Below are 22682 nucleotides of genomic sequence, written 5' to 3'. Positions count from 1 at the left end.
CGCAGTACCGGGCCTGCAAGCAACCACAGACCCGTAGTACGGGGTCAGGCGATTTCTGCGACAGGGCGGACTTCCACGACGCCGATCTCGGCGACCGGGTGCTTGGACGCGATCTCGATCGCTTCCGCCAGATCACGGCACTCGAGCATGTCGTACCCGCCCATCTGTTCCTTCGCCTCCGCGTACGGGCCGTCCGTGGTGACCACCTTGCCCCCGCGCCGGCGCACGCCGACCCCCTCTGACGCAGGACGGATCGCGTCACCGTGTAACCGCACGCCACGCTCCGTCATCTCCTCCACCCAGGCAACAGTGGCGGCGACCATGTCGGCCGGCACCTCACCGGAGAAGTCGACGTCCGGGCGGATCAGCAGCATGTACTTCATGGGATCTCCTCGCTATCTCGCGGAACTCCGCCTCCTGCGGGCGGTCCAGCCGGGACGTCGGAGCGCGATTGCAGCTTTTGACATCGAGACAGCCGGGAAAGTTGCTCCCACCCTCTGACATACTCCGGCAAGAATGTCACTCTTAGACCCTTTGGGGGGGTCCGTGATTCCCGTCCGCCCTGTCCATCTCCTGCGCCTCGGTGTGCCCGCTGCTCTGGTAGCCGCCACCCTGGTCACCATCACCGGATCATCCGGTAACGCCGCCCAGCCGCAGCCCGGCCCGTACGCCGTCAAGCCGAACTTCGCGCGCACCGCGAAGCCGGCCAAGGACGCCTACACGCCGAACACGGTGCTGGTGAAGTTCAAGAAGACCGCCTCCGCCGCGGCGAAGTCCAAGGCACTCGGCAAGGTCAACAGCCGCTCGTCGGCCGCCGTCGGTTCCGGCATCGTCGCGGTGAAGAGCGAGCTCGCCGCGCCAGACATGCTGAAGACGCTGAAGGCCGACGCGAGTGTCGAGAAGGCGTCCCTGGACTACATCCGGACCGCGTCCTCCGCGCCGAACGACACGTACTACGGCTCGGATCAGGCCGGCGCCCTGGGCGCCATCCGGATGCCGCAGGCATGGGACCTGACGAAGACGGCCGGGGCGCAGACGGTCGCCGTACTGGACACGGGCATCGACGCCGGTCACCCGGACCTGGCGGGCCGCGTGCTGGCCGGATACAACGAGATCCGGCCGGGCACGTCACCGAACGACGACAACGGCCACGGCACGATGACCGCCGGCATCATCGGCGCGAACACCAACAACGGTGCCGGCGTCGCCGGTGTCGCATGGAACGTCAAGATCCTCCCGGTCAAGGTGCTCGACTCGAGCGGCTCCGGCCCCGACTCCGGCATCATCGCGGGCATCAACTGGGCCGCGAGCAACGGCGCCAAGGTGATCAACATGTCACTGGGCGGCGACGGTGACGACAGCCTGCTGCACGACGCGGTCAAGTCCGCTGTCGCCAAGGGCGTCGTCGTCGTGGCGGCGGCCGGCAACACCGGCGTCAACGTGCCGCACTTCCCGGCGTCGTACCCGGAGGTCCTCTCGGTCGCCGCGACCGACAACAACGGCGCGCTGACCAGCTTCAGCACGCAGGGCGACTGGGTCGACATCGCAGCCCCGGGCTGGAACATCATCTCCACCGGTCCCCGCAGCCTGACCCCGGCGGGCTACCTGCCGTACTGGACCGGCAGCGGCACGTCGTTCTCCGCCCCGATGGTCGCGGGCGTCGCCGCTCTGGTGCGGAACAAGTACCCGACCTACACGCCGGCTCAGGTCATGGCACGTCTCAAGTCGACGGCTCGTGACGCGGGCCCGCGCGGCCTCGACCCGTTCTACGGCGCCGGCATTCTCGACGCCTACAACGCTCTGGGCGGCTCGTGGGCGCCGGAGTTCTGGAGCGCCGGACCGGACGGCAACGACGTCCCGGCCCGCGCCACCGCGATCACCGGCAGCTCGGTCACCGGCACGACCGGCCCCGAAGGCGACGTCGACTGGTACAAGATCACTTCGACCACCGCGCACAGCGTCGTGGTCAACGTGACCAGTCCGGTCTACGACTTCGAGAACCGGGCGCAGAACTTCGCTCCCGTCGTCAAGGTCTACGACAAGGACCTGCAGCAGATCGGCGGCGCCGAGATCAACTACGAGCCGGACACCCCGGTAGCGCTGACGGCGAGCGTCAACGTCAATCTGGTGGTCGGCGACAACTACATCTCCGTCCGCAACTACAACGGTTCGCGCGACAGCCGGGCCTACACCGTGTCGTACGCCGCTTCGTCGGCTGGGGCCGCTCCCTTCGACCACGCCTGGGTGCAGAACTCGTCCGTGGCCGACTACTCGAACGGTGTCGCGCAGACGGTGAAGCCCGTGATCACGTCGGCGACGGACCTGTCGCCGGCGAGCGTCATCGACAGCACTGTCCGGCTGCTCAACGGCAAGACCGGCGCCGTCGTGCCGAGCACGGTCGACTACGCGGCCGACACGAAGCAGATCACCATCACGCCGACCGCGGAGTTGCTCGACAACACGCCGTACCGGATCTCGGTCGACGGTGTGCAGGAGACCAGCGGGGCGACCGTGTCGAGCTTCACCTCGGTCTTCCGCACGGTTGACCAGGCTCCGGCCCCGTTGAGCGCCTTCGACGCGACCGGTGGCTACACCACGGCCGCGCTGAGCTGGACCCTCCCGGGCATCACGGATCTCGACCAGGTCGTCGTACGAGGTGCAGCCGGAACCACGCCGCCTGCCTCGCCGACCGCCGGTACTGCGTACGCACCGGGCGCAACCACGTCCGGTACTGCGACCGGGTTGGCCAATGCGACGAGCTACGCCTTCAGCGCGTGGGTGAAGGACCGGAGCGGCAAGCTCAGCGCCACTCCTGCCACCACCCAGCTGATCGGCACTGCCACGAGCCTGACGTCAGCCAGCGCATCGATCGTCAACTTCGGTGGTTCGGTCACGCTGAACGGCAAGGCCAGCAGGATCGACACCAAGGCGCCGCTCGCCGGCGTGCCGCTCTCGCTCTACGGCCGCAACAAGAACAGCACCGTCTGGCGCGAGATCGCCCGCAGGACCACCGCCGCCGACGGAACGGCAAGCGTGGTCTACGCACCGTCGGTTTCGACCGTGTTCGCCTGGGGCTACAACGGATCGGCTGACCTGTTGGGCTCCCGCACCGGAAACTTCACCGTCGAGGTTCGTCCGACGATCGCGTCGTACGTCTCCCCGACCGCGATCAAACTCGGTGCCTCGACCAACTTCTACGGCTACGTCCGCCCGCAGCACGCCGGCTCGCTGGTGTACCTGCAGCGGCTCAGCGGTTCGACCTGGTCGACCATCACGTCCACCAAGCTCAACAGCACGGGCAACTACGCCTTCGGCATCAAGCCGACGGCGAAGGGCACCTACACCTACCGAGTGGTCTTCGTAGCAGACGCAGACCACGCCACCGCGGTCTCCGCATCCAAGACCTTCACGGTCAGCTGAACCCGTCGTACCAACCGCGGCCCCGGACTCGTCAGAGTTCGGGGCCGCTTTGTCAGTGGTCGGGGGTTTGGGCCAGGCGGGGTAGGGCTGTTAAGAGGTGACGGCGTTCGGTCGGGGTCAGAGGGGCGAGGAGGTCTTCTTCCATGGCCCGGATGTCGGCCTTGGCTGCGCGCAGGCGGGACTTGCCGGCGGCGGTGAGCGTGACGGTGCGGGCGCGGCGGTCCGAGGGGTCGGGTTGGCGGGTGAGGAGGCCGTCGCGTTCCAGGTCGTCCAGGAGCGCGATCAGGCGGGACTTGTCGTAGCCGATGGATTTGGCGAGGGCCTGCTGGGTCTCCATCGGCCGGTCCGCGAGACGGGTCAGGACCGAGTAGCCCCACATCGAGAGACCGTGCGCCTCCAGCAGCGGGCGCTCCGCTTCCATGATGCGGCGGATCAGCCGGGCGAGCAGGGCTCCGAGGTCTTCGCGTTCCACCCGGTCATGATAGGTAGTGACAGATGATACGCAGTTGCATATGATCTGAACATGCTTACTAATTTTCCCCGCGCCGAGACGCGGACCATTTCCATTGCCGCCTCCCCGGAGGTTGTCTTCGAGTACGTGGCCGACGCGCGGAACCTGCCGGAGTGGGCGCCGGGGTTCGCGCCGAAGATCGAGCAAAGTGGTGACGAGTGGGTTATCGACAGCGAGGCGGGTCAGCTGCGCGTGGTGGTGCGCACCTCGTCGGAGTACGGGACGGTGGACTTCCTTCGCGCCCATGACCTCCGGGTCGGCGGCTTCAGCCGGGTGCTGCCCAACGGCGAGGGCAGCGAGTACCAGTTCACGATCTTGTTCCCTCCGGGCACGCCGGAGGAGGCGGTCGAGGATCAGCTGAAGTTCATCGATGAGGAACTGGAGACCGTTCGGAGGATCTGCGAAGGCGATCAGGCAGTGTAGGTCAGGGCGCGTAGGTCTGGATCGTGCTGTTTGCGGACAGGTCCACGAGGGTGTGCGCCAGGGTGCGGGCATCCTCGAGGATCTCCGCCAGGTCGACAGTGGTGAGGGTACGGTCGCGGACGACTATGTTGCCGTCGACAACGACATGGACCACGTCGGATGCTCGGGTGGAGTAGACGAGGCTCGCCCGGGCATCGTGGATCGGCTGGTGGTGCGGGGCCGAGAGGTCGACGAGGGCGATGTCGGCCCGGCGGCCTGGTTCCAGGGCGCCGGTGAGGTAGTGCAGCCCGGCTGCGGTCGCGCCGCCTCGGGTGGCGAGGCGGAGGGTGTCCGAGACGGTCATCCACTCGGCGTTCTGTTCGCGTTGTTTCTGGGTGAGAGCGACGAGGCGCAGGGATTCCCAGAGGTCCAAGGTGTTGTGGACCGCGGCCCCGTCGGTGCCGATGCCGACGGGGATGCCGGCCGACTGCAGCGACTTGATCGGCGTGGTTGAGCCCATTGCGAGTTTGAGGTAGACCTTGGGGCAGCAGGCGACCGCAGTACGGTCGGCGAAGGGTGCCAGCAAGGCGAGGTCAGCTTCGCGGATGCCACACCCGTGGGCGATCAGGGCACCAGCTTCCAGTACGCCGGTACGCGCGAGCACCTCGATCGGGGTCACGCCGTGGCGGTCGATCGACGATTGCGTCTGGTCCTCGGTCTCGGCCGCGTGCAGGTGGATCCGCAATCCTTCGGCGCGCGCGACTTCCGCAGTACGGCGGAGGTCTTCGTCGGTGACGGTATAGGGCGCGTGCGGGCCGAGGGAGGCGGTGACGCGTGGCGGGTGGCCGTTTGCGGCTGCTTCGCCTCGTGCGCGGATCTCGCGGACCGCTGCGAAGGCGGCTTCTCGACCTTCGGTGCCGGTGGATGAGAAGAAGGTCGGAGCGAGGTCGGCGCGGATGCCGGATTCGAGGGCTGCTTCGGCGATCTGGTCGGCGTGGAAGTAGTGGTCGACGAAGGTGGTGACGCCGGCGAGCAGCATCTCCGCACAGGCGAGACGGGCGCCGACTCGGACGCGCTCCGGGGTGAGGTTCACTTCCATCGGCCAGATCTTGCGGTTGAACCAGTCGTCGATCGACACGTCCTCAGCCGCGCCCCGCATCATCACCATCGGACTGTGCGTATGCGAGTTCGTCAGCCCCGGCACAGCAAGCAGCCCACTCCCATCGAGCACCTCGACCGACCCGGCACTCCCCGAACGCGCATCCACCGATCCCGCACCACCCGAACTGGCATCCACCCATCGGGCATCAGCGGAACCCGCACCCACCGATCCCGCACCACCCGGTCCTGCATCCGCCGATCCCGCACCACCCGAACTGGCATCCACCCATCGGGCATCAGCGGAACCCGCACCCACCGATCCCGCACCACCCGGTCCTGCATCCGCCGATCCCGCACCACCCGAACGCGCATCCACCGATCCCGCAGCACCCGGTGCGGCATCGGACTGGTGATCGTCGGTCTGGCTGGCACTGACCGATCGAGCGTCGGCTGAGCGCGCGAATGGAGGGCGACCAGCGACCGGCGTACCGGTATCGGTGATCGCGGCGATAGCGCCGTCCTGGACGTAGATGTCCTGCGCTTCATCGACACGGCACTCCCCCGTCTCCGGGACGACCAGGACGGAACAATTCCGGATCACCAGTTGCCGCATGCATCCTCCACCTCTACCGCGCCGACGCCCCCAGTCTGTGCCAGCCACGGTCCAGTCGCCTCTGCCATGCAGTTGGTCGGCACCACCGTCCGCCACATCCGAGGGCCGAGCCGAGGCGACCTGCGCCGCCGCATCGTTCCCGGCTCCGGCGACGCGACCCACCAGTCACCCCGTCGCGGCTGGGCATGTCGGGCACCACGCAAACCCCGCGGTCGGCCGGACTCCATCGACTCAGGTGGGCTCCGAGGACTCGGGCGACTCGCCGACTCAGGTAGCCGAACTCGGCAGGCGCGGGACGCTCGGGCGGCGCGGGCAACCGGCCTGCGCGAGCGGCGTCGGCGGTTCGGGTGCCTCAAGCGGGGCTGGCGGTTCGCTTGGCTCGGGTGTTTGGGCGGGTCGGTTAGCTCGGACGTTCGGGTGGCGCGGGCTCCATCGGCTCGGGCGACTCGGAAGGCGAGCGGTGGCTCCGTCGGCCCGGCTCGGACGACTCGGCGGCCCGGCGCTCGGGCGACTCGGGAGGCGCAGGCAGCTCGATTGGCTCGGCTGGGGCGGCTCGGGTGGAGTCTGAGTCTGCTCGCGAGATCAGCGGACGCCGGGGGGCGGTGGATCAGCGGACGCCGCGGGGGCGGTATTGGATGCTGATTCTGGGGCCGGTGTGGGTGGTGGACTTGGGGATGGCGTGTTCCCAGGTGCGTTGGCAGGAGCCGCCCATGACGATGAGGTCGCCGTGGCCGAGGGGGTAGCGGATGGTCGAGGCGACCTTTGCCGACGTGCTGCCGGGGCGCGGGCGGAGCGCCAGGACTCGTGGTTCGCCGACCGAGAGGATGGCGACCATGGTGTCCTCGCGGGCGCCGCGACCGATCTTGTCGCCGTGCCAGGCGACGCTGTCCCGTCCGTCGCGGTAGTAGCAGAGACCTGCCGTGCGGAACGGCTCCCTCAGCTCCTCGGCGTACCGATCGGTGAGCGCGTCGCGCGCCTCGTCGAGGATCGGCAACGGGAGGTTGTCGGTCTCGCCGTAGAAGCAGAGCAGCCGAGGGACGTCGACCATCCGGTCGTACATCTGCCGCCGCTCCTCACGCCACGGCACCTCGACCGCCAGACGATCGAAAACCTGGTCCGCACCGGTCAACCACCCTGGCAGCACGTCGATCCAGGCGCCCTGACCCAACTCTGTCCGCTGCAGCCCTTCGAGAGATCCCAGCGCAGGATCCTCGAACGCATCCAGCAACGAAGCCTGAAGCCCTCCAGCCATGCCCAACAGAGTACACCCTGGCTCGAACAGGTGTTCCCTTAAGATCTGGCGAATGCGGCATTGCCACCACCACAAGCCGACTGAGGGCTAGGCCCGGACGTGGAGGTCGAAGCTGCCGCGGCCGGGGAGTTCCAGGTTTGGTTTGAGTTGGAGGGAGGGGATTTCGTAGTCGCCGAAGTTTTGTGGTCTGAAGGGGATCGGGTCGGTTGTCTCCAGTGAGAGCAGGCGCTCGGTCCAGGCCTTGGCGGCGTCCTTGAACTCGTCAGCGGTCATCCTGTCTGTGCCGTAGAGGACGAACGGCGGTAGGACCTCCAGGCCTGGGTAGTAGAGGATCCCGTGGTGGATCGGGAAGAGCAGGTCGTCGATAGGGCCGTTGATTCCGCGGTCGCTGTAGTGGGACTCGGGTCCGCCGGCGGTCACCGAGAGCATCGCCCGGCGGCCCTGCAAAGTGCCTTCACCGAAGCGTTCGCCGTACCGCGTCTCGTCGTGTACGCCGACGCCGTAGGCGAAGTGGTACGAGAACACGCGGTCCACCCAGCCTTTGAGGATGGCCGGCATCGTGTACCACCACAGCGGGAACTGGAAGATCACCGTGTCCGCCCACAGCAGCTTCTCCTGCTCGGCCATCACATCGGGCGTGAGCGCGCCGGCGTCGTACGCCGCACCCGAGCTCCGGACGACCTGTAGCGGACTGGTGGCTTGCTCGCCGAAGTCGGCCGCCTCGACCACGGCCTTCCAGTTCATCGCGTACAGGTCACTCACCTGTACCTCGTGGCCGGCGGCTTCGAGCGTGGTCACGGCGAGGTCCTTCAGTGAGCCGTTGAGCGAATGCGGCTCGGGGTGGGCATAGACGATGTGCGTCTTCATAGCTGTTTCCCTTCGAGGAGTTGTTCGCCATCGATGCTCGGCCTTCGAGACCGCCTTGTTCAGGGACGCTTTCACCGTCGGACAGGACTTCCTGGTACCGGCAGGGCCACCTTCACGGCCACCATCCGAGGCCATACTTGGAGACATGGACGATCTCGCGGGCTTCCTGCGCACCCGGCGCTCCCGGGTCGACCCTGCTTCGGTCGGCATCCCCACCGACAGCCGCCGCCGCGTCGAAGGCCTGCGCCGCGAGGAGGTCGCGCACCTGTCCGGGGTGAGCGTCGACTACTACGTCCGCCTGGAGCAGGGCCGCGCCACCCAGCCCTCCGAACAGATCCTCGACGCACTCGCCGGCGTCCTCGGCCTCGACGAGACCGAACGCGCGCACCTCTACCGGCTCGCCCGGCAGCGTCGCCGCCGCGCGAAGGCGCCGAGCGGACGACTGCGACCCGAGCTGCTGCGCGTTCTCGACCTGGTCCCCGACGCACCTGCGCTGATCATGAACCACCGGCTGGACGTGATCGCAGGGAACCGTCTCGCCGGACTCCTCTACGGCCGGCAGCTCCCAGGCTTGAACACGGCCCGGCACATCTTCCTCGAGGAGACCGAACGCGGCCTGTACGCCGACTGGGAGACCTGCACTCTCGACGTGGTCGGACACCTGCGGCTGGCGGCCGGCAAGTACCCCGACGACCCGCGGCTGGCTTCCCTCATCGGCGAGCTGGCGATGGGCAGCACGCGCTTCCGCAAACTCTGGGCCCGCGCGGACGTGAGCGCCCGCACCCATGGGCGCAAGGCCTATCAGCATCCCCTGGTCGGACTCCTCGAACTGCACCAGGAGAACTTCCTGCTGCCGGCGGAATCGGGCATGGAACTCATAGTCCTGTCCGCGGCACCCGGAAGCCCGGCCGAGGACGGCCTGCGCCTGCTGAGCACCCTCGGCGAACCCACCGAGGCCCGGCTCAGTAGTGACGGCCCGCCCGTCAGACATTGACCGGCGCTTCGACGCGGCGGATGTGGTCGGCGCTAGCAACGTAGAAGGCGAGAAGGCGGACGCCGGCCTCGTTGCAAATGTCTGCCGACAGCTCGGCCCACTGGTTGTCGACGGCCGGCCATGACTCGGGCCCGGGCCGGCCGAGCGCCAGCAGAACACCGAGGTCTGGGTGGTCGCTGAGGGCGGCCACGAGAGGCTCGAGGACCGTGCGGCAGTCGGTCAGATGGAGCTGGCCGTGCCGGTCACGCAGCGAGATGTCGACGCCGCCGCGGAAGCGATCCTCCTGGTCGCAGAAGATCGCTTTGAACAGGCCGAGGCGGCGATCGCCCGCGCTCACGCAGAGATCGACCACGTCAGCGGCGAGGGTGGTGTCCGACAGCGGGCTCTCGGACCAGTCCGGGGGGAGATTCAGGAAGCTCATACCTACAAGGTGCCGCGATTCGCAGCCCGTTCCGCGGTTGTCCACAGGGCAATCCGGCGCGATCGAGCCGGCCCGACAATTGGCCCACCAGGATCCGGCCGAAGTGGATCTGCTGTCTGGGCCGCTGTGCTCCTAGGCTCAGAGCATCAAGCGCGAGCAAGGAGACCGACGATGACCAGCACCGCCACCGATCGCACCGAGACCTCCACTGGGGGCCGGTTGACCAGGCTCCTCCCGCCCGCCGGAGCAGCCAGGAACCTCGCCATGGCCCAGCTGGCCAACTCCGTCGGCGACGGCGCATTCATCGTCACCTCGGCGCTGTTCTTCACCCGAGTGGTCGGCCTCTCCACCGCCCAGGTGGGCCTCGGACTCACGGTCGCCTGGCTGATCGGCTTCCTCACCGGCGTCCCGCTCGGCAACCTGGCCGACCGCAAGGGCCCGCGCGGCGTCGCGATCCTGCTCGCGCTGTCCACCGCGCTCTCGGTCGGATCGTTCCTCTTCGTCCGAAGCTTCCCGCTGTTCCTGATCGCAGCGATCGCCTACGCCAGCAGCCAAACCGGCCTCACCGCCGCACGCCAGGCTCTACTGGCCGGACTGGTCGCCCCAGCCGAGCGCACTCGAATCCGGGCGTTCCTGCAGTCCACGGTGAACGCAGGCCTTGCCGTAGGCGCTGCACTCGGTGGCGTAGCCCTTCGGTTCGACACGGCACCGGCGTACCTGACTGTATTTGCGATCGACGCAGCCAGCTTCCTCATCGCCGCCGCATTGATCCACAGGGTCCCGGCAGTCACCGCGGTACTCAAGGTCGCCGGCGAACCCCGCCTAGCTGTCCTGCACGACCGCCCGTACGCCGTACTCGCGCTGCTCAACGCCGTGATGCTCATGTTCATGCCACTGCTCAGCCTGATCGCACCGCTGTGGATCGTGGAGCGCACCAGTGCTCCCAGCTGGATGGTCGCCTCGCTCCTGATCGTCAACACCATCGGCGTCACGCTGTTCCAGGTGAGGGTCGCTCGCGGCGTCAAAGACCTCCGTACTGCGACCCGCTCGATCCGATTCGCCGGACTCGCCTTCCTCGCCGCGTGCAGCGTCTTCGCGGTCACCGCTTTCGGAATGGCTCCAGCCGGCGCCGCCGCAGTACTGGCTGTCGCTGCGATTCTCCTGACGCTCGGTGAGATGAAGCTGGCCTCTGGCGCTTGGGAAATCAGCTTCGGCCTCGCCCCCGCCGACAAGCAGGGCCAGTACCAGGGCTTCTTCGGAACCGGACCCGCGATCGCCCGCATGCTCGGCCCGGCGCTGCTGACGACGCTGGTCCTCGGCTGGGGCCCGATCGGCTGGCTGGTACTCGGTGCACTGTTCCTGGGGACCAGTGTGGCGATTGGTCCCACCGTACGATGGGCGGCACGGACCCGGCCCGCCAGCCAGGTGGTCGAGCCGTCGCTCAATGGGGAGTGCGCCGCCTGATGAACCACCTTCTGGACCTGACAGGACTGGCCGAGATCACCTCGTACGAGGAGCTGCGCGAGGTGGTCCCGGCACCGTTGCAGCACGCAACGGACAAGACCCGCAAGGAACTGCACGAGCTGGACCGGCAGTGGCTGGCCCAGTCGCCGTTCTGCCTGATCGCGACCTCCGCCGCGGACGGCAGCTGCGACGTCTCCCCCAAGGGCGACCCCGCAGGGTTCACCAAGGTGCTCGACGACACGACGATCGTGATCCCGGAGCGAGCGGGCAACCGCCGCATCGACGGCTTCACGAACATTCTCAGCAATCCGCACGTCGGCCTGATCTACCTGCTGCCGGGTCGCGGCGAGACGCTGCGCATCAACGGCCGCGCCCGGATCATCCGCGAGGCGCCGTTCTTCGACGACATGATCGTGAAGGGCAACCGGCCGCAACTGGCGCTGCTGGTCGAGATCGAGGAGATCTTCCACCACTGCTCCAAGGCGTTCCTGCGCTCGCAGCTCTGGAAGCCCGAGACGTGGAACCCGGATGCGATGCCGAGCCGCGCGAAGATCGCGAAGGCCCTGGACCGCAAGGACGCGGAGCTGGCCGAGCTGGAGGTGTACTACGGCCCGCAGTACGAGGCAGGCATCTACAAGACCAAGTACTGACCCACGGCGTACTGCAGGTGTAGCAGTACGAAGTACCACGTGGCGGCGATGACAGTGGGACGTGCAGCCATCTACGGTTCGAGGGTGACCAGTACTGAGCTCTCACACGACGACCGCATCCGGCGGGTGATGCTGCCGGTCGTGGTGTCGGTGATTGCGGTGGTGGGATCGTTCGGGGCCTCACGCGGTGAAACCGATCGCCGGGCAGCCGACTGGTTCATGGTCGTGCTGCTCCTGATCGGCTCGGTGTCGCTCTACTGGCTGCGCAGCCGGCCGATCCCGGTGCTGTGGGCAACTGTCGTCTCCACGCTCGTCTACATGTTGATGCAGTACGCGTACGGCCCGGTCATCTTCAGTTTCGTCATCGCCGTCTTCACAGCGATCCGCCGGGGCTACCGAGTGCCCGGCTGGTCGGCGCTCGTGGCCCTGTACGCCGGGCACGTGCTGGGCCGGGCAGTGCTCGGGATCAACGGGCAGAGCATCTACCAGGTCCTCCTGGTCGGCACGTGCTTCGTCGTACTCGGCTTCCTGGCCGAGCTCTTCCGCGGTCACCGCGAACGTGTACTGGCCGCAGACAGGACCAGGCGCGAGGAAGAGCTCCGCAAGGCGGGCGAGGAGCGCCTGCGGATCGCGCAGGAGCTGCACGACGTGGTGGCGCACCACATCTCCCTGATCAACGTGCAGGCGTCCACGGCGCTGCACCTGGCTGATCGTCAACCAGAGCAGGCCGCACCGGCTCTTGCCGCAATCAAAGAAGCCAGCAAGGAAGCACTGGTCGAGCTGCGCTCGATCGTCGGCATCCTGCGCCAGTCGGACGAAGCAGCACCACGCCAACCCGTGGTCGGCCTGGATCACCTGGACAGCCTGATCAGCCGTACGTCGATGGCCGGCCTCGAGGTGCACAGCATGATCCACGGAGTTCCACGACCGCTGCCGACCGGCCTGGACCGTGCGGCGTTCCGGATCATCCAGGAGTCGCTGACCAACGTCGTACGTCATGCCAAGGCGACGTCGGCGACAGTACGCATCCAGTACGGCGACAGCGCTCTCGTACTCCAGGTGGACGACGACGGGCAGTCATTGACCGGGCCGCCCAAGGAAGGCAACGGGATCATCGGGATGCGTGAACGGGCCACCGCACTCGGCGGCACGCTCACAGCAACTCGTACTCCGGCCGGTGGGCTGAGGATCGTTGCCCAGTTGCCGTTGGAGCCCGCCGGACTCTAGGGCAGGCGGACGTGCGAGGGGTTGAGGTCCGCGACGCTGGGGACGCCTAGGAGAGCCATCGTCCTGCGCACCTCAGTCGTTAGAATCTCCGCCGCACGGGCGACGCCGCGCTCTCCCCCGGCCATCAGCCCGTACAGGTAGGCCCGACCGACGAGGCACGCGTCCGCGCCCAAGGCGATGGCCGCGACGATGTCGGCACCGCTCAGGATGCCTGTGTCGAGGTAGATCTCGGCGTCGCTGCCAATGGCCTTCCGGACCTCCGGGAGAATTCGCAGCGGTGTGGGAGCGCGGTCCAGTTGCCGCCCTCCGTGGTTGGACAACACGATCGCGTCCGCGCCGGCGTCGACGACGCGGCGGGCGTCCTCGACGGTCTGGATGCCCTTCACGATCAGCGGGCCGTCCCAGATCGAGCGGAGCCAGTTCAGGTCGTCGATGGTCATCGTGGGGTCGAACAACTGGTTCAGCAGGTCTGCGACGGTCCCGTCCCAGCTCGACAGCGAAGCGAACGTCAGCGGCCGGGTGGTGAGCAGGTTTGCCCACCAGGCCGGGTGCATGGACGCGTCCAGGACAGTCTTGACGGTGAGCGACGGCGGGATCGTGAACCCGTTCCGTACGTCGCGCAGCCGCGCGCCGGCGACCGGAACGTCGACGGTCAGCATCAGCGCCTCGTACCCCGCGGCGGCGGACCGCTTGACCAGGTCCTCCCCCGCGTCGCGGTCCTTCCAGACGTAGAGCTGGAACCATTTCCGCGCGTCCGGGGCGGCTGCCGCGACGTCCTCGATCGAGGTCGTTCCCATCGTGGAGAGCGCGTACGGGATGCCGATCCGCTCGGCGACCCGGACCACCGCGCTCTCGCCCTCGTGGTTCATCATCCGGGTGAACCCGGTCGGCGCGAACGCGAACGGGAGCTCCGAGCGCTTGCCGAGGATCGTCGTCCCGAGGTCGATGTCGGCGACGTTGCGCAGGATCGACGGCTGCAGTTCCATTTCGGCGAACAGCCGCCGGGCCCGGCGCAGGCTGATCTCGGCCTCCGCGGCACCGTCGGTGTAGTCGAACACCGAGCGCGGCGTACGGCGCTTCGCGATCGCGCGCAGGTCCGCGATGGTGAGCGCTTTCTCGAGTCTCCGCTCGGTCGGGTTGACGGTGACCGGCTTGGCGCGCAGCAGCGGCTTGAGCTCGGACCAGCGCGGCAGCTGTCGATCAGTCATCGGGGAGCGCTCTCTCAGCCGGGAACGGTGTGGTCGGACCACAGCATAACCTGTGGTCCGACCACACAGCTACACTCACCGGCATGAGGTCCAGCAGCAGGAGCGCCGCGTACTACGAACAGTTGCCGGCGGGCGCTGTCGAGCGGGTGCGGCCGTGAAGAACTACGAGTTGGTGCTGAGCCGGGTCGAGGCCGATCTCGCCGCCGGGCGGTTGCGGATCGGTGAACGGCTGCCGGGAGAGCGATCTCTGGCGGAGCAGCTCGGGATCAGCCGGCCGTCGGTGCGCGAGGCGGTGCGGGTGCTCGAGGCGATGGGCGTGGTACGAACCGCGACCGGGTCGGGGCCGGAGGCCGGCGCGGTGATCGTCGCCGAGCCGGCCTCGCCGCTGACCGCGCTCCTACGGTTGCACCTGGCAACCAACCATCTGCCGATGGGCGACATCGTGCAGACTCGCGTCCTGCTCGAATCCTGGGCCGCCCGCCAAGCCGCCGAACGCCAGGCCACCGACCACCAGGACGCCGAGGCGGCTGGTGGTGGGGTGGTTGGGCTGGGCGACGAGGTTGGGGATGCGGCCGGATTGGCGGTGGCTGAGGGGCTGCTGGATCGGATGGATGTGGCGGGGTTGTCGCCGGAGGAGTTTCATCTGCTGGATGCGGAGTTCCATGTGGCGATGGCGGCGCTGGCCGGGAACGTGTTGATCGCGGCGGTGATGTCGTCGTTGCGGACGGCCATCCACGGCTACGTACTGGCGGCGGTGCCCAATCTGCCCGACTGGGACACGACCGCGGTTGGTCTCCGGGCCGAGCACCGCGCGATCATCGCGGCGATTCGAGCGGGCCGACCCGACGATGCGTCGAAGCTTGTCGTCGACCACATCGAAGGGTTCTACCGCGCCGCGCGCCTCTGATCAGCTGTCCCCGGTTCAGTTGTCGGCGGTTCCGGCGATGAAAGGGATGTGGAGCGGACCCGGACGGACGTAGCGATCGAACTCCACGGTGGCAAAGCCGGCGGAACGGATCGCAGTTCCGATGTCTCGGGACGGGTCGCATCCCTTGTCGAAGGTACGGGTGAAGGGTGCTGCGATGCGTTGCAGGTGGTGCGTCCAGGTGCCCGACGGCGCGGCGACATGCTCGAAGAAGACGAATCGGCCACCCGGCCGGAGTACTCGCCGGACTTCAGCCAGGGCGGCACCGAGGTCGGACACCGAGCACAACACCACTGTCGAGAGCACCCCGTCAACGCTTGCCTCAGGCAACGGAATGCGCTCGGCCGACGCGGCCAGGACCTGCCGGCTCGGCAGGTCGTGAGCGGCTGCTGTCCGGAGCAGAGCGGCCCGGGTCCGATCGTGCGGTTCCAGGCCGATCCACGACACGTCCGGGGAGAGGTAGCCGAAGTTGGCGCCGCGTCCGGCCCCGATCTCGAGGACGGTTCCGCGCAACCCGCCGATGAGTCGCGACTTCGCGGCGGCGTACTCGCTCCAAGCTGTCATTCCCATCGGACGTACTCAACAGGCACAGCGTTCCTGGGCGGTGAGCGCGGTCCTGCGAAGCCCGAGGATCACGACCGCACCGACCACCAGGTGGAGTGAGGCCAGGGCGAGCTTCGCATCCATTCCGATGCCGTTGAGAAGTGGACTGCCCAGCGAGGTGAGGCAGAAGATCGTTGCCACCAGGGTCCAGACGTTGCGGGCGTTCGGCGTACGGCGCTCCAGCACGGCCAGCAATCCCCAGCCGGCCAGGCTCGTCACGAGCGTTGCGACAAAGACCGACACACCGTTGATGTGCGTGACGGATCCCTGCTTGGCCTGCAGATCGATCCCGGCGGCCTGGGACAGAACGGCCCACCAGATCAGGGCTACGCCGACCGCGAGGCCGACGACGTCCAGTCTCCGACGGCCCTCAACCCGACGGGGCCGCGAGGCTCCGGCTGCCGGCGCGGTTCGGTTGCTCTCGTTGATGCTCATTTCGGTGCCTTTCGCGACGGGAGGTTCCTGACTTCACCAACCATCAGGGAGAGCGCGACCTCCCGGCATCAGTCGTGCGACTGCGGGCGTACCCCCGAAGGTCGTTCCGGCTTCGACTTTGGTCGGTGGCGAGGCTTGCCGATCGCCGCCTACTGTCGGCGGCATGGAGGAGAGCTATCAGCCGGCGCCACCAATGGCCGGCACAGCGGCAGACCAGTGCGGGGAGCCGGGCTTCTGGAGGGGCGACCTCCTCTCGGTGGGTGCGATCGCCGTTCTCACGGGGACGACGATCCTGGGCCGTCACCAGGCAAGCTTCCGGACGCCGGGCTGGTTGATCTTCGACATCGCCATCGGTTTGATCGCCTGCGGTCTGATCCTGTTGCTGCGCCGCCGCCCGATCCATGCGGCCCTCGCCCTGGCCGCGCTGGCCGCGCTCTCTCCCGCGGCCACGCCGCCCTCGACGGTCGGCACCTTGACGGTCGCCCAGCGACGTCCGCTGCGAGTCGCGGCTCTGGTGGCACTCGCCGGAACGCTCGGTCATCTGGTGCAGGGCTTCTGGCGACCGATCCACGGGTTGAACCTGGCCTGGTACGTCGTCCTCGACGTGGCCATCCACGCCGCTCTGCTCGGCTGGGGGCAGTGGACGCAGGCTCGGCGGGCGTTGCTGCATTCACTGCGAGAACGCGCTCTCCGAGCCGAGAACGAACAGGGCCGCCGGGTCGCCGAGGCGCGGACTCTCGAGCGCACGAGGATGGCTCGCGAGATGCACGACGTACTGGCGCATCGGTTGTCGCTGCTCGCGACGTACGCCGGTGCGCTGGAGTACCGGCCGGACTCGTCGCCGGAGAAGCTCGCCCAGGCAGCCGGGGTGATCCGCGCCGGGGTCCATCAGGCGCTGGACGAATTGCGCGAGGTGATCAGCGTCCTGCGCGACAGCGACATCGAGGAACTGCCGGGCGGGCGGCCGCAACCGACCTTCGGCGACCTGGCCGCGCTGGTCGACGAGTCCCGCGACGCGGGCACCGAGATCCGGTACGACGAAGCCGTCACCGCGCCGGAGTCGTTGCCACCGGCAACCGGGCGTACGGCGTACCGGGTCGTGCAGGAAGGGCTCACGAATGCCCGGAAACATGCGGCTGGACGGCCGGTGACCGTGGTGGTGAAGGGGCGGCCGGGTGGGACCCTGCAGATCGAGTTGACCAACCCTCGCGGGAACGGCGTACCGCTGACGCCCGGAAGTGGTACGGGGCTGGTCGGGCTGACCGAGCGGGTGCAACTTGCGGGCGGCACGCTGGATCACGGCGAGACCGGTGGCGGGTTCCGGCTGCACGCCTCGCTACCGTGGCCCGCATGAGCGACTCCGAGCTGATCAGGGTGCTGGTCGTGGACGACGACGCGTTGGTCCGGGCCAGTCTGGAGATGATGCTCGATGGCGCGAACGGGATCTCCGTGGTCGGTCAGGCGGCCGACGGCGACGAGGTACCGGCCGCGATCGACAAGCACTTCCCCGATCTGGTGCTGATGGATCTGCGGATGCCGCGGGTGGACGGGATCGTCGCGACGCGGCGGCTGCGGGCGCGCAAGAACCCGCCGGAGGTGGTCGTGCTGACGACGTTCGACACCGATGAGAACGTGCTGCACGCATTGCGGGCCGGAGCCAGCGGGTTCTTGCTGAAGGACACTCCCCCGGCGCAGATCGTCGAGGCCGTACGCCGGGTTGCGGCGGGCGACCCGATTCTCTCGCCGGCGATCACGCGGCGGCTGATGGATCGGGCCGCGACGGAAGCCGATGCGCACACGCGGGCGAGGGTGGCGCTGGAGAGACTCAGTCCGCGCGAGTACGACGTGATGCTGGCTGTTGCCCAGGGCAAGGCGAATGCCGAGATCGCGACGGAGCTGTTCATGAGCGTGGCGACGGTGAAGGCGCACATCTCCCACATCCTCACCAAGCTGGACCTGGGAAACCGCACTCAGGTAGCGCTGCTGGCGCATGACGCCGGTCTGGCCTGACCGGGGGATGGCTTAGCGTGGGCGCATGATTCGGGTGTTGCTGGCGGATGACCAGGCGTTGGTGCGGGCGGGGTTCCGGTCATTGCTCAATGCCGAGGACGACATCACGGTGATCGGCGAGGTCGCCGACGGTGCCGCGGCGGTGGAACTGGCACGTGCCGAGAAGCCCGACGTGGTGTTGATGGACATCCGGATGCCCGGCATGGACGGGCTGGAGGCGACGCGGGAGATCGGAGCGGATGGAGCGCTCTCTGACGTTCACGTCGTGATCCTGACGACGTTCGATCTGGACGAGTACGTGTTCGAGGCGTTGCGGGTCGGTGCGAGCGGGTTCCTGGTCAAGGACACCGAGCCGGTCGAACTTCTGCAGGCCGTGCGGGTCGTGGCCCGCGGGGATGCGTTGCTCTCCCCCGGCGTCACCAAGCGGTTGGTTGCCGAGTTCGCGACGCGGAGCCGTCAGCCGCACGCGAGCAAGGAGCTCGACGTGCTGACCGAGCGGGAGCGGGAGATCGTCGCACTGGTCGGCGAAGGTCTGTCGAACGACGAGATCGCCGCTCGGCTGGTTCTGAGTCCGGCGACGGCCAAAACCCACGTCAGCCGCGCGATGGTGAAGCTCGGCGTCCGCGACCGCGCGCAACTCGTCGTACTCGCCTACCAAACCGGCCTGGTCCGCCCCGGCTGGCTCGGCTGAGCTACTCGGCGAGCGTCGGGAAAGCGTGGGACCACTGACGCTTCCCGATCTCCTGGACGATGAAGCGGGCGACATCCGTCCGGGTCACCTGCCAGCCACCCTCGGGAGTCTCGTTGTCCTGGACCCGATAGGTCCCGGTGGCCGGCTCGTCCTGCAGGCGGGTGGGCCGGACGAAGGTCCAATCGACAGAACTCGATCGCACGATCGACTCCATCAACCGCATGTCGTCGTACGCCTCTTTCATCACCGTCCGGGCGAGCACGCGATAGATCGGCTTGAAGCTCGGGTCGTCGCGCCGGACGCCGGCTGAGGTGATCGCGATCAACCGCGCGCCGCCGCTCGCCTCGAGCGCCGGGACGAGTGCCCGCGCGGCAGCGGAGTAGAGGCCCATGGCCTTGCGGCCGGACGGTCCGATCGCCGAGATCACGACGTCCTGGCCCTTCACGGCAGCTTCCACCGAGGCTGGATCCCGTAGGTCGGCGACGATCGACTCGACTCCCGGCAGCGGCACCGAGGTCCTCATCGCCGCGCTCACCTGATGGCCGGCCGCCAGCGCCTCGTCGACCAGGCACCGCCCGGTCCGCCCGCCGGCCCCGAAAATGACCACTCTGCTCATGGCTCCGCTTCCTTAATCTCGAACACCGTTCGTCCAACGAACACTGTACGTCATCGCCTCGCAGCGGCATGCACGGGAGGGTGCCACCGCCGCTTGTACGGCATGGCGATCGCCCTGCTCGGCACCGGACCCCTACCTGGCCGCCAGGGGTGCCTCAGGGGCGGCTACTCCTCTCGCGGTACGCGCGGTCACTTCCCTGAGCCGACGCGGAAGCAGAGCCTCGGGCGGCAAGGTCGGGGCATGAGTGAAACTGCCCCGCTGGTCGAGATCACCGGCCTGACGAAACGCTACGGCGACACCCTCGCGGTCGACGGTGTCGATCTGCTCGTCCATCCGGGCGAGGTGTACGGCTTCCTCGGGCCCAACGGCGCCGGCAAGACCACGACTCTGCGCATCCTGACCGGCCTGATCGCGCCGACCAGCGGCACCGTCCGAGTCCTCGGCGGTTCCCCCGGCCAGGCCCAGGTGCTCGCCCGGACCGGCTCGATGATCGAGTCGCCGGCCTTCTACCCGTACCTGTCCGGCTTCGACAACCTGCGCCTGCTGGCCGAGTACGCCGAAGTGGCGCGGACCCGGATCGATCAAGTGCTCGAACTGGTCGACCTCACCGACCGCGCCCGCGACCGCTTCTCGACGTACTCGCTCGGGATGAAACAGCGGCTCGGTGTGGCAGCCGCGTTGCTCAAGGATCCCGAACTGGTGATCCTCGACGAGCCGACCAACGGCCTCGACCCGGCCGGGATGCGGGACATGCGCCGGCTGATCCGCGAACTCGGCTCGGACGGCCGCACCGTCCTGCTGTCGAGCCACCTGCTCGGCGAGGTCCAGCAGATCTGCGATCGCGTCGGCATCATCAGCGCGGGCCGGATGGTCGCCGAGCACGACGTCGACGAACTCCGCGGACAGCAGGAACTCGTGATCCGCGCAGCGCCACTGGAGAGCGCTCACTCCGTACTCCGGAGCGCTCTCGGCGACGTCGTCCATCAGTACGACGACACGTTGCGGGTCACCGTGGATCCTGCTCGCGCGGCCGAGGTGAACCGGGTCCTGGTGCAGGCCGGGATCGCGGTCTCCGAGTTGCGCAGTACTGAACGGGCCCTGGAGGACGTGTTCTTCGAGCTCACCACCAGCAAGGAGAAGGCTGATGTTGGCTAGCTATCGAGCCGAGTTGCTCAAGCTCCGCAAGCGATCCGCTGTCTGGGTGCTGTTCGCGGCGGGCCTGGTGCTGAGCGTCGTCTTCGGCTACGTGCTGCCGTACCTCGGCTACGTGACCGGCGACGGCAATCAGCAGACCGACGGGATCCCGCGCGCCGAAGTACTGCGCGGCGTGCTGCCGGAACGCGTGCTGGACAACACGGTCGGCGGCTTCCCGGTGTTCGCGGGAGCGCTTGCTCTGGTTCTCGGCGCGGTGGTGATCGGCAGCGAATACACGTGGGGAACGCTCAAGACGATCCTCACCCAGCGCCCCGGACGCGGCTCGTTGCTGGCAGGCCAGTTCCTCGGTTTGTTCACCGCCATCGCCGTCTGGGTTCTCGGCATCTTCGCGGCGTGCTCGTTGTGCAGCATCGGAATCGCCGTCGGCGAAGGCGCGGACCTGAACTGGCCGAGTCCTCTCGAGCTGCTGCAGGGTCTGGCCGGCGGCTGGCTGGTGCTGACCGTGTGGTGCTTGGCCGGCGCCGCCCTAGCCGTTGCCTTCCGCAACATCGCGCTGCCGATCGGGCTCGGCGTGGTGTGGATCCTCGGCATCGAGGCGTTGCTGGCCGGTCTGGTGAGCAGCTTGCTGCCGAGTCTGGAGTTCTTGTCCGACGCGATGCCGGGCGCGAACGCGGGCTCACTGGTGTACGCGGTCACCGGGATGGCCTCGGCCGACGCGCCGCCCGGCGTACGGGAGGCGGTCGGCGGAGATCGCGCTCTCTTGACGCTGCTCGGCTACGCGTTGGTGTTCATCGCCGTGGCCGCCTTCACGACTCGCCGACGAGACGTCACCTAGTCGGGCAGCCGGCGACCGGCATGCGCGAGGGCCAGTTCGCAGAACATCGCGTTCGCCCACGAGAACCATTCCCGGGTGTACTTCGACGGGTCGTCGATGTGGAACCCCTCGTGCATCTGCCCGGTCCCGCCGGTGGTGTCGCGGAGGACCTCCAGCACGCGCTGGCGCTCGTCGGCCGAGGTACTGGTCAAGCCCTGGACGGCGAGCGCGATCGGCCAGACGTAGTCCGGCGGTGTGTGCGGACTGCCGATCCCCGCCGCGGCGGATCCGCTGTAGTAGTAGGGATTCTCGGGGCTCAGCAACAGCTTCCGGGTCGCCAGGTACGCCGGGTCGTCGGCCGCCACGAAACCGGACAACGGCGCGGACAGCAGGCTCGGCATGTTCGCGTCGTCCATCAACAAGTGCGCCCCGTCGCCGTCGACCTCGTAGGCGTAGACCCGGCCGAACGTCGAGTGCTCGACCATGCCGTGGCGCGCGATCCCGTCGTCGATGGCGGCCTTGAGCTCCTCCGCCTGGGCCGCCAGCGACTCGTCGTCCAGCACTTCGCGGGCGATCACCTGCAGATAGCCGAGCACGGCCGAGGCGAACATGTTGCCCGGCACGTTGAACCCGAGTTCCGTGGCATCGTCGCTCGGCCGGAAAGCGCTCCACGACATTCCGGTCGGCTGCGTCAGACGGCCGCGCCCGTCCCGGACCAACGTGTCCGAGGGTCGATCGTCGTGGCGCTGGAACCGGTACTTCGAGTTCCGCTCGTGATCCTGCTCGATCCGCCACAACTCGAGAACCGCGGTCGCCGCCGCGGTGAACCGATGGTCGATCACCTCCTTGCGACCGGTGATCCGCCACAGCCGGTAGGCCAGCTCGATCGGGTAGCAGAGCGAGTCGATCTCGTACTTGCGTTCCCACACCCACGGCGACATCTCGGTCTCGTCGGTGGTGTGCCCGGCGCCGTCGGCGGCCCGGTTGAATGCGTTCGCATACGGGTCGATCACGATGTACTCGAGCTGACGGTGCAGTACGCCGATCAGGACGTCCTGCAGCTCCGGATCGTCGCCGCACAGCACCAGGTACGGACGGAGCTGGGCCGCCGAGTCGCGCAACCACATCGCGGGGATGTCGCCGGTCAGCACGAAGGTGGTCCCGTCCGGCAGCCGCTCCGCGACGGCCGGCAGGTTCTCCGCCATCGAGCGCTCGAACATCCCCGCGATCACCGGGTCGCCGGTCGCCCGGCGGACCTCCTCGACGGCGCGGGCCAGAACCTCGCGATCGATACCGGTCATCA

At 68.1% G+C, this 22682-nt stretch carries 23 protein-coding genes; 12 read left to right on the top strand and 11 right to left on the bottom strand.

Annotated features, from left to right (window positions below; genetic code table 11):
* Positions 1-44: 44 nt before the first annotated feature.
* The gene (locus tag EV138_RS29675) at positions 45-383 is read right to left on the bottom strand and encodes a YciI family protein (RefSeq protein WP_133982871.1); all 339 of its coding nucleotides are present in this window, start codon (positions 381-383) and stop codon (positions 45-47) included.
* Positions 384-546: 163 nt separating this feature from the next.
* Between EV138_RS29675 and EV138_RS29670 the strand changes: the two genes are divergently transcribed.
* The gene (locus tag EV138_RS29670) at positions 547-3420 is read left to right on the top strand and encodes a S8 family serine peptidase (RefSeq protein WP_238158502.1); all 2874 of its coding nucleotides are present in this window, start codon (positions 547-549) and stop codon (positions 3418-3420) included.
* A gap of 52 nt (positions 3421-3472) precedes the next feature.
* Here the strand turns inward: EV138_RS29670 and EV138_RS29665 are convergent, their stop codons facing one another.
* Positions 3473-3892 carry a MarR family winged helix-turn-helix transcriptional regulator gene (locus EV138_RS29665; protein WP_133982866.1) on the bottom strand — a complete coding sequence of 140 codons (420 nt, stop codon included), beginning with the start codon at positions 3890-3892 and terminating at the stop codon, positions 3473-3475.
* Between the two features lie 51 nt (positions 3893-3943).
* Between EV138_RS29665 and EV138_RS29660 the strand changes: the two genes are divergently transcribed.
* Positions 3944-4354: an SRPBCC family protein gene (locus tag EV138_RS29660; protein ID WP_133982864.1), complete on the top strand. Its 411-nt coding sequence runs from the start codon at positions 3944-3946 to the stop codon at positions 4352-4354.
* Between the two features lies 1 nt (position 4355).
* Here EV138_RS29660 and EV138_RS29655 read toward each other — a convergent pair whose 3' ends face one another.
* The 3 genes from EV138_RS29655 to EV138_RS29640 form a co-directional block, all read right to left on the bottom strand.
* Positions 4356-6047 (bottom strand): amidohydrolase, encoded by a 1692-nt coding sequence (locus EV138_RS29655; RefSeq protein ID WP_305000180.1) that lies wholly within the window; start codon positions 6045-6047, stop codon positions 4356-4358.
* Between the two features lie 607 nt (positions 6048-6654).
* Positions 6655-7299, bottom strand: coding sequence for an alpha-ketoglutarate-dependent dioxygenase AlkB (locus EV138_RS29645; protein ID WP_133982862.1), 645 nt, complete (start codon positions 7297-7299; stop codon positions 6655-6657).
* Positions 7300-7386: 87 nt separating this feature from the next.
* A complete protein-coding gene (locus tag EV138_RS29640) occupies positions 7387-8166 on the bottom strand; it encodes an NAD(P)H-dependent oxidoreductase (protein WP_133982860.1) in 780 nt (259 codons plus the stop codon).
* A 145-nt stretch (positions 8167-8311) separates the two neighbouring features.
* On the opposite strand from EV138_RS29640, the gene EV138_RS29635 reads away from it, so the two are divergent.
* Positions 8312-9160 (top strand): helix-turn-helix transcriptional regulator, encoded by an 849-nt coding sequence (locus EV138_RS29635; RefSeq protein ID WP_133982858.1) that lies wholly within the window; start codon positions 8312-8314, stop codon positions 9158-9160.
* On the opposite strand, the gene EV138_RS29630 is transcribed toward EV138_RS29635, so the two are convergent.
* Complete coding sequence (locus tag EV138_RS29630; RefSeq protein WP_133982856.1) at positions 9150-9581, bottom strand: hypothetical protein; 432 nt, start codon at positions 9579-9581, stop codon at positions 9150-9152. The genes EV138_RS29635 and EV138_RS29630 overlap by 11 nt on opposite strands.
* Positions 9582-9752: 171 nt before the next feature.
* Here EV138_RS29630 and EV138_RS29625 point away from each other — a divergent pair, with 171 nt between their 5' ends.
* From EV138_RS29625 to EV138_RS29615, 3 genes are all read left to right on the top strand, one after another.
* Positions 9753-11045 carry an MFS transporter gene (locus EV138_RS29625; RefSeq protein ID WP_133982853.1) on the top strand — a complete coding sequence of 431 codons (1293 nt, stop codon included), beginning with the start codon at positions 9753-9755 and terminating at the stop codon, positions 11043-11045.
* Positions 11045-11695: a pyridoxamine 5'-phosphate oxidase family protein gene (locus tag EV138_RS29620; RefSeq protein WP_133982850.1), complete on the top strand. Its 651-nt coding sequence runs from the start codon at positions 11045-11047 to the stop codon at positions 11693-11695. Before EV138_RS29625 ends, EV138_RS29620 begins: the two co-directional genes overlap by 1 nt.
* A gap of 84 nt (positions 11696-11779) precedes the next feature.
* Positions 11780-12922, top strand: a complete 1143-nt coding sequence (locus EV138_RS29615) for a sensor histidine kinase (RefSeq protein WP_238158501.1) — start codon at positions 11780-11782, stop codon at positions 12920-12922.
* Here the strand turns inward: EV138_RS29615 and EV138_RS29610 are convergent.
* Positions 12919-14130: an alpha-hydroxy acid oxidase gene (locus EV138_RS29610; RefSeq protein ID WP_133982848.1), complete on the bottom strand. Its 1212-nt coding sequence runs from the start codon at positions 14128-14130 to the stop codon at positions 12919-12921. The two genes, EV138_RS29615 and EV138_RS29610, sit on opposite strands and share 4 nt — an antisense overlap.
* A 154-nt stretch (positions 14131-14284) precedes the next feature.
* Between EV138_RS29610 and EV138_RS29605 the strand changes: the two genes are divergently transcribed.
* On the top strand, positions 14285-15037 hold the full coding sequence (locus tag EV138_RS29605) for a FadR/GntR family transcriptional regulator (RefSeq protein ID WP_133982846.1): 753 nt from the start codon (positions 14285-14287) through the stop codon (positions 15035-15037).
* 15 nt (positions 15038-15052) lie between these two features.
* On the opposite strand, the gene EV138_RS29600 is transcribed toward EV138_RS29605, so the two are convergent.
* Positions 15053-15625: a class I SAM-dependent methyltransferase gene (locus EV138_RS29600; RefSeq protein ID WP_133982844.1), complete on the bottom strand. Its 573-nt coding sequence runs from the start codon at positions 15623-15625 to the stop codon at positions 15053-15055.
* 9 nt (positions 15626-15634) lie between these two features.
* Complete coding sequence (locus EV138_RS29595; protein ID WP_133982842.1) at positions 15635-16093, bottom strand: DUF6069 family protein; 459 nt, start codon at positions 16091-16093, stop codon at positions 15635-15637.
* Between the two features lie 163 nt (positions 16094-16256).
* Between EV138_RS29595 and EV138_RS29590 the strand changes: the two genes are divergently transcribed.
* From EV138_RS29590 to EV138_RS29580, 3 genes are read left to right on the top strand one after another with little or no spacing between them, the layout of a single operon-like run.
* Positions 16257-17447 (top strand): sensor histidine kinase, encoded by a 1191-nt coding sequence (locus tag EV138_RS29590; RefSeq protein WP_238158500.1) that lies wholly within the window; start codon positions 16257-16259, stop codon positions 17445-17447.
* Positions 17444-18103, top strand: coding sequence for a response regulator (locus EV138_RS29585; protein WP_133982840.1), 660 nt, complete (start codon positions 17444-17446; stop codon positions 18101-18103). The genes EV138_RS29590 and EV138_RS29585 overlap by 4 nt, the downstream gene beginning before the upstream one ends.
* A gap of 25 nt (positions 18104-18128) precedes the next feature.
* Positions 18129-18794 (top strand): response regulator, encoded by a 666-nt coding sequence (locus tag EV138_RS29580; RefSeq protein ID WP_112238143.1) that lies wholly within the window; start codon positions 18129-18131, stop codon positions 18792-18794.
* Position 18795: 1 nt separating this feature from the next.
* Here EV138_RS29580 and EV138_RS29575 read toward each other — a convergent pair whose 3' ends face one another.
* Entirely contained in the window at positions 18796-19410 is a 615-nt protein-coding gene (locus EV138_RS29575) for an NAD(P)-dependent oxidoreductase (protein ID WP_133982838.1), read from the bottom strand.
* A gap of 240 nt (positions 19411-19650) precedes the next feature.
* Here EV138_RS29575 and EV138_RS29570 point away from each other — a divergent pair, with 240 nt between their 5' ends.
* Together EV138_RS29570 and EV138_RS29565 are read left to right on the top strand one after the other, a co-directional pair.
* Positions 19651-20565, top strand: coding sequence for an ABC transporter ATP-binding protein (locus EV138_RS29570; RefSeq protein ID WP_133982836.1), 915 nt, complete (start codon positions 19651-19653; stop codon positions 20563-20565).
* Positions 20555-21400: an ABC transporter permease gene (locus EV138_RS29565; protein WP_133982834.1), complete on the top strand. Its 846-nt coding sequence runs from the start codon at positions 20555-20557 to the stop codon at positions 21398-21400. Before EV138_RS29570 ends, EV138_RS29565 begins: the two co-directional genes overlap by 11 nt.
* On the opposite strand, the gene EV138_RS29560 is transcribed toward EV138_RS29565, so the two are convergent.
* On the bottom strand, positions 21397-22680 hold the full coding sequence (locus tag EV138_RS29560; protein ID WP_133982832.1) for a glycoside hydrolase family 125 protein: 1284 nt from the start codon (positions 22678-22680) through the stop codon (positions 21397-21399). The genes EV138_RS29565 and EV138_RS29560 overlap by 4 nt on opposite strands.
* Between the last annotated feature and the right edge of the window lie 2 nt (positions 22681-22682).

It is taken from the genome of Kribbella voronezhensis, from assembly GCF_004365175.1.
Classification (GTDB): domain Bacteria; phylum Actinomycetota; class Actinomycetes; order Propionibacteriales; family Kribbellaceae; genus Kribbella; species Kribbella voronezhensis.
Note: the sequence above shows the minus strand (reverse complement) of the source record. Positions and strands in the feature narration are given on the sequence as shown.